Genomic DNA, 6,266 nt, shown 5'->3' on the forward strand with positions numbered 1-6,266 from the left:
ACCTCCTCGATCGTGTCCGGCTCCTCGCCCACGGAGACGGCCAGGGTGCCCACTCCCACCGGACGGCCGCCGTATTTTTCCACCAGTGTGCGCAGGATCGCCAGGTCCATCTCATCCAGCCCCGACTCATCCACCTCCAGAATGCCCATGGCGGCGCGGGCTATCTCGCGGTCGATCCGGCCGTCCGCCCGCACCTCGGCGTAATCGCGGATACGGCGCAGCAGACGGTTGGCGATACGGGCCGTGCCCCGCGAGCGCCGGCTGATCTCATCCGCCCCGGCCGTGTCGATCTCGACCCCCAGGATACGGGCCGAGCGGCGCACAATCTGGGCCAGTTCCTGGTCGCTGTAGAAATTCAGCCGCCCCACCACGCCGAAACGTGAGCGCATCGGGCTGGTCAGAAGCCCACTGCGCGTTGTGGCCCCGATCAGGGTGAAACGCTTGAGCGGGATGTTCACGCTGCGGGCGGCAGGGCCGGTGTCGATCATGATGTCCAGACAGAAATCCTCCATCGCCGGGTAGAGGTATTCCTCCACGTTGCTGCGCAGACGGTGGATCTCGTCGATGAACAGGATGTCGCGCTCTTCGAGGTTGGTCAGAAGGCCGGCCAGGTCGCCGGCTTTCTCCAGCACCGGGCCGCTGGTCACGCGGATGCCCACCCCCAGCTCGCGGGCGATGATATGGGCCAGGGTGGTCTTGCCCAGGCCCGGCGGGCCGCAGAACAGGCAGTGGTCCAGAGCCTCGCCGCGCTGGCGCGCCGCCTGGACGAAGATTTCCAGCTTCTCCTTGAGCTTCGGCTGGCCGACAAACTCCTCCAGCGAGGTCGGCCTGAGGCTGCCCTCGAAGCTGTCCTCATCCTCCAGCACATCCGGCCGGGTGAGGTCCATACGGTCTTTCGGGCGGTCTTTCGGCCTGTCGCTCACAGTGGCATTCACGCTTGGGGTTAGAGGAAGAACTCAAGAAGACAGGCCCTACATCCGGCCCAGGGATTTGCGGATCAGGTCCGCGGTCTCGATTTTCTGTCCGGGCGAGTCGGCCAGCACGCGGGCGATGGCGGTCTCGGCCTGGGGGCGCGAGTAGCCCAGCGAGACCAGAGCGGCGGCGGCCTCCTCGGCCTCCCGTCCCACCGGGGCTGTGGCCTTGCCCAGCGCTGCCGCCGGGGCGATGTCGGTCAGTTTGCCCTTGAGCTCGAAAATAAGGCGTTCGGCGGTTTTCTTGCCCACTCCGGGTATCTTGCCGAACCAGGAGGCCTGCGCGCCCTCCACCGCGGATATAAGGCGCTCCACGCTCAGGCTGCTCAGGATCGACAGGGCCAGGCGCGGGCCGACCCCGGTCACCGAGATCAGGCGCTCGAACGCCTCGCGTTCCTGGCGGGAGTGGAAACCGAAAAGCTGAAGGACATCCTCGCGGACATGCAGGTAGGTCAGGAGCCGGGCGGTCTCACCCTCGGCGGGCAGTTTCTCGAAGGTGCTCAGCGGCACCGCGACCTCGTAGCCGATACCCCCGGCCGCGATCACCACGGAGGAGACATTCTTTTCGAGCAGCCGGCCTTCGATGAGAGCGATCATTTTCTTTTCAGCAGTTCCCTGAGCTGAGGCGGCAACGCGCTTTTCGAGCACCCGACCGCCGCGGGCGAGTCGCCGCGGTGAGAGTAACAGAGCGCCAGGGCCAGTGCATCCGCCGCGTCGTGGGGCTGGGGCGGCGCATCCAGCCCCAGCACGGTCATCACCATGTGCTGCACCTGCTCCTTGGAGGCATCCCCGCGCCCGACCACGGCTTTCTTGACCTCGCGCGGGCTGTACTCGCAGACTTTCAGCCCGGCCAGCGCCCCGGCCAGGATCACCACGCCGCGCACCTGTCCGATGGCCTTGAGGCTCTGCACGTTCTTGCCGTAGAACACGTCCTCCACCACCAGGGTGTCCGGCCTGTACTGCTCGATCTGCGCGCTCACGAAACGGAACACCCGCTCCAGCCGGTCGGCGAGATTCTCCTGTGCGGCGGCGCGGGTGATCGTGCAGGCGACAAAGCGCGAACTGTTGCCCTCGCGGCGGATCACGCCGCAGCCGGTGACATTTCCGCCCGGGTCCACCCCCAGGATAGTGCGTCCCGGCGCGGACTGCATCGTGTTACTCGGCCTCGAGCTTGCGCATGACATCTTCATCAATGTCGAAATTGGAGCTGACCCGCTGCACGTCATCGTGGTCCTCGATCACCTCCATCAGCTTGAGCATCTTCTCGGCGTCCTTCACACCCAGCTTGATCGTGGTCGAGGGCACCATCAGTAGCTCGGAATCCTTGACCTCGATCCCCTTGGCTGCCAGGCCGTCGCGCACCTTGTGCAACAGCTCCACCGGTACGCTGATCACGTGCAGGCCCTCCTCGGTCCACATGTCCTCGGCGCCCAGGTCGCTGGCCTCCAGCAGGACGGTGTCCTCATCATACTTGTCGGCCTCCACGTAGAGCTGGCCTTTCTGGCTGAACATCCAGGAGACGCAGCCGTTCTCGCCCATGTTGCCGCCGTGACGGGTCAGGATGTGGCGGATTTCGCTCACCGTGCGGTTCTTGTTGTCGGTGAGCACCTCGATGAACAGTGCGATGCCGCCCGGCCCGTAGCCCTCGTAGACCGCTTCCTCGTAGCTCACGCCGGGAAGCTCGCCGGTGCCTTTCTTGATCGCCCGGTCGATGTTGTCCTTGGGCATGTTGTTAGCCTTGGCCGTATCCACCGCGGTGCGGAGCCTGGGGTTGGAGTCCAGGTCGCCGCCGCCCATGCGCGCGGCCACCGAGATTTCCTTGATCAGGCGGGTGAAAATGCGGCCGCGCTTCTCATCGAGAGCACCTTTCTTACGCTTGATTGTCGCCCACTTGGAATGGCCCGACATAACGCCTCCGATGCTTTGCAGTCCACCAGTTGAAACCGGATTCGAGTTCCGGAATAATCTATTCGCTCAGTCAAGCCCTGTCGCACCGGATGTGCGACACAGACCATAACACCCGCACCGCCCGGCTGCCCCGGACGGGCGCCGCGGTGGTAAATTCCGTCTATCAAACGAATTAAGCTAATATAGCTCGCCGAAGAGCAAAAATCAATCAAAATCGCCCGGTGCGCGGCTTTACGGTTGTTTGCGCCGCGGTTTGGTGTTATCTTGACTTGCCTTCAAACAGGGGAGGGAAACGATGCAGGTGCCGTCGACTGTGATCCTGGCCGAGGACGCGCTGGGTGATGATGGAATGAGCAAGACCGCCTACGGGCTGCTGCGCTACGCCCCGGAATCGGTGCTGGCGGTGATCGACAGTCGCAACGCGGGACGCGACTGCGCCGAGGTCACGGGCATCGGAAAAGGCATCCCGGTGGTGCCCAGCCTGATCGCATGCCTGGACTTGAATCCGAAACGGTTGGTGATCGGCGTGGCCACGGCCGGAGGGGTGCTGCCGAACGGCTGGCGCGGGCAGATCAAGACCGCGCTGGAAAACGGCATGGAGGTGGTGAGCGGCATGCACGGCCTTCTGGCCGAGGACCCCGAGCTGGCCCTGCTGGCCGGACGCTGCGGGGGACGGATCACCGATCTGCGCAAGAGCCCGGATGACCTGCCGGTCGCGTTCTGCAAGGCGCAGAACGTGACCGCGGGCGTGGTCCTCACCGTGGGCACCGACTGCAACGCCGGCAAGATGACCGCCTCGCTGGAGATGCTGCGCGAGGCCGAGCGGCGCGGCATCCGCAGCGCGTTCTGCGCCACCGGGCAGACCGGGATCGCCATCGCCGGCCGCGGGATCGCGGTGGACCACACGGTGAGCGATTTCACCGCCGGCGCGGCGGAGAAGCTCGTGCTGGACGAGGGTGCGGACGAGTCGGTGCGTCTGATCTTCGTGGAGGGCCAGGGCGCGCTCTGCCAGCCCTCCTACTCCGGGGTCACGCTGGCCCTGCTGCACGGCTCCTGCCCGGATGCGATGGTCCTCTGCCACCGTGCGACCCAGGCGCGCGTGATGCACGTGGAGTGGCGCATGCCGCCGCTCACTGAACACATCGCCCTGTACGATGCCGCCATGCGCCTGGTCAAGCCCGGCTGCCGGGTGAAAGCCGTGGCGCTCAACACCCGGGGGCTGGAGGAACAGCCGGCCCGGCGGATGATCGAGGCCGCCGAGCGTCAGACCGGACTTCCCGCCACCGACCCGGTGCGTTTCGGGGCCGGGCCTCTGCTGGACGCTCTTCTCGTGAACGGCCTCCTGCCCAAACAACCGCTGTACGCGGGGCCGGAGAGTTAAAACGGCCGCTACTGCAATTTTTTAGAGAACGGACATGTGCCAATTGAGCCGGACCGGAACATTGTTAGCTGTGGCAATCCTCGCGGCGCTGGCCACCGCCTGCCAGCCGGGCCCGCGGGAGTCCGCCCTGACCGATGCCCGCAACTATAGAAAAGTAGGACAATTCGAGAACGCGGTGGCCAGCTACAAGAAAGTGCTGGAACTGGATTCCACCTGGGTGGAGGCCGCGCTGGGGCTGGGTTTCTGCCAGATCCAAGCCCAGCAGTACGATGACGCACTCAAGACATATCAAAAACTGCTAAAATCCCATCCCGAGATGGAGGAGGCCTATTTCCGGCTGGGGCAGCTCTACATCAACCGCAAGCAGTACGCCCCGGCCGTGTCCGCACTGCAGAAAGCGCTGGAGCTGGATTCCACCCGTGCCGACACCCACTACCAGTTGGGCCTGGCCCACGGGGCGACAGAGGCCTACTCCGAGGCGCTGGCCCAGTTCGAGACCGCGGTGCGCCTGGACCCGCGCCACGCGGATGCCTGGTACAACATGGGCAACCTCCTCACCCGTCAGCAAAAGTACGAGGCCGCGATCCAGGCCTATTCCCAGGTGACAAAGATAGAGCCCAAACGCCTGATGGGCTGGTACATGCTGGGGGACGCCAGCTACGCCCTGGGCCGCTATGCCGATGCCGTCCGCTATTTCCAGAAAGCCCTGGAAGTGAATTTCGGGTTCACCGCGGCCCAGGAGGCGCTCAAGCGCAGCCAGGAAAAACTGTCCGGCGCAAAGCACTGACACGGCCGCCGACCCATCTGACTCAGTTCAAGCTATCCGCAGGAAAAGCCGATATAAAAGCAGGCAAGGGCGGCGCCTGAAAACCGCCCTTGCAATATCACCCACCCGCAGGTACAATGACTGCAGAACAACTCTCAGCCATGGGGGTACGATGCGGCCCGTCCTGCGAGCCGTCCTTGCCACAGCTGTCCTTGCCGCGTGCGCCGCTGCCCTGCCGGCGGTCCTGGGCGCCGAGATCAACACCTGGACCGACCGCAACGGTGTGATCCATATCACCAACCGCCCGGCGGTCGGTGTCGGCCTCACTTCACGGCGGGTGGTGCACATCCCCGCTCCAGTCCCGCGTGTGCAGGTCGCGGAACCGGCTTACCACGACAGCAACTACGATGAACTCATCCGCCGCGCCGCCACCCGCTTCGACCTGGATTTCGACCTGGTCAAGGCCGTGATCCACGCCGAGAGCGCATTCGACCCGCGCGCGGTCAGTGGCAAGGGAGCGCGCGGGCTGATGCAGCTCATGCCCTCCACCGCGCAGGACCTGGGGGTGCAGGACACGTTCGACCCGGAGCAGAACATCCTGGGCGGCAGCCGCTACCTCAAGCAGATGCTCGAGCGCTACAATCACGATCTGCCGCTCGGCCTGGCCGCCTACAACGCAGGGCCCTCCCGAGTGGACCGCGCGGGCGGTGTGCCGCCCATCGCCGAGACCCATGACTACATCCGCAAGGTCAAGCGCCTGATGCGCCTCTACGGCTCCACCGAAGGCTCCGGGGGGAGGCTGTACCGGGTGGTGAAAAACGGGCGGGTGCTGATCACGGACCGTCCGCTGCCCTGAGTTGGCTGCGGAGTCAAAACAAGGCTGTGACATCCTCAAGGCCAAGCGGCGCGGCGCTCCGTGCCCCTTCGTTTTAGTGCCCGCGATGCCCCTATCCGGGCGGACACGTGGGTCCGCCCCTACATGAATACCAAGCAAAGCAAGCCCCCCACAAGCGGCCCCCGCGCCCTTTGGTCCTTTCGGGCAAGATCAACAATGTCCGGTTAGGTTTTTGCATAGAATGTTATGGGCGAACACAGTGTCCGTATCGGAATGACTCGATCCTGGGTTAAAGCCAAGCCTCGTGCGGCTGACAGGCCGCCGTTGTTGCCTTGGGGGGCCGCACCTGTCTGAGCCTCCCGCCAGGGCAGCGTGTAATCGAACGTGAAACGGCCGGGGCTGAAA

At 64.9% G+C, this 6,266-nt stretch carries 7 protein-coding genes; 3 read left to right on the forward strand and 4 right to left on the reverse strand.

Annotated elements, in window-relative coordinates; all coding sequences use genetic code 11:
* From ruvB to LLH00_18280, 4 genes are all read right to left on the reverse strand, one after another.
* A partial coding sequence (gene ruvB / locus LLH00_18265) for a Holliday junction branch migration DNA helicase RuvB (GenBank protein ID MCE5273227.1) occupies positions 1 to 887 on the reverse strand: 887 nt, incomplete at its 3' end.
* An 84-nt stretch (positions 888 to 971) separates the two neighbouring features.
* A complete protein-coding gene (ruvA, locus tag LLH00_18270) occupies positions 972 to 1,568 on the reverse strand; it encodes a Holliday junction branch migration protein RuvA (protein MCE5273228.1) in 597 nt (198 codons plus the stop codon).
* A complete protein-coding gene (ruvC, locus tag LLH00_18275; protein MCE5273229.1) occupies positions 1,565 to 2,122 on the reverse strand; it encodes a crossover junction endodeoxyribonuclease RuvC in 558 nt (185 codons plus the stop codon). The genes ruvA and ruvC overlap by 4 nt, the downstream gene beginning before the upstream one ends.
* A 4-nt stretch (positions 2,123 to 2,126) precedes the next feature.
* Entirely contained in the window at positions 2,127 to 2,879 is a 753-nt protein-coding gene (locus LLH00_18280; GenBank protein ID MCE5273230.1) for a YebC/PmpR family DNA-binding transcriptional regulator, read from the reverse strand.
* Between the two features lie 295 nt (positions 2,880 to 3,174).
* Between LLH00_18280 and LLH00_18285 the strand changes: the two genes are divergently transcribed.
* The 3 genes from LLH00_18285 to LLH00_18295 all read left to right on the forward strand — a co-directional run bounded on the left by LLH00_18285 (position 3,175) and on the right by LLH00_18295 (position 5,882).
* Positions 3,175 to 4,260, forward strand: coding sequence for a DUF1611 domain-containing protein (locus tag LLH00_18285; protein MCE5273231.1), 1,086 nt, complete (start codon positions 3,175 to 3,177; stop codon positions 4,258 to 4,260).
* Between the two features lie 70 nt (positions 4,261 to 4,330).
* Entirely contained in the window at positions 4,331 to 5,047 is a 717-nt protein-coding gene (locus LLH00_18290; GenBank protein ID MCE5273232.1) for a tetratricopeptide repeat protein, read from the forward strand.
* Positions 5,048 to 5,198: 151 nt separating this feature from the next.
* Positions 5,199 to 5,882 carry a lytic transglycosylase domain-containing protein gene (locus tag LLH00_18295; protein ID MCE5273233.1) on the forward strand — a complete coding sequence of 228 codons (684 nt, stop codon included), beginning with the start codon at positions 5,199 to 5,201 and terminating at the stop codon, positions 5,880 to 5,882.
* Positions 5,883 to 6,266 lie beyond the last annotated feature (384 nt).

The sequence above is a fragment of the bacterium genome, assembly GCA_021372515.1.
Classification (GTDB): Bacteria; Gemmatimonadota; Glassbacteria; order GWA2-58-10; family GWA2-58-10; genus JAJFUG01.

What these genes read in the sequence shown, in the direction of transcription:
- ruvA (MCE5273228.1), bottom strand. Translation starts at nt 1,568, where the DNA reads ATGATCGCTCTCATCGAAGGCCGGCTGCTCGAAAAGAATGTCTCCTCC.
- ruvC (MCE5273229.1), bottom strand. Translation starts at nt 2,122, where the DNA reads ATGCAGTCCGCGCCGGGACGCACTATCCTGGGGGTGGACCCGGGCGGA.
- LLH00_18280 (MCE5273230.1), bottom strand. Translation starts at nt 2,879, where the DNA reads ATGTCGGGCCATTCCAAGTGGGCGACAATCAAGCGTAAGAAAGGTGCT.
- LLH00_18285 (MCE5273231.1), top strand. Translation starts at nt 3,175, where the DNA reads ATGCAGGTGCCGTCGACTGTGATCCTGGCCGAGGACGCGCTGGGTGAT.
- LLH00_18295 (MCE5273233.1), top strand. Translation starts at nt 5,199, where the DNA reads ATGCGGCCCGTCCTGCGAGCCGTCCTTGCCACAGCTGTCCTTGCCGCG.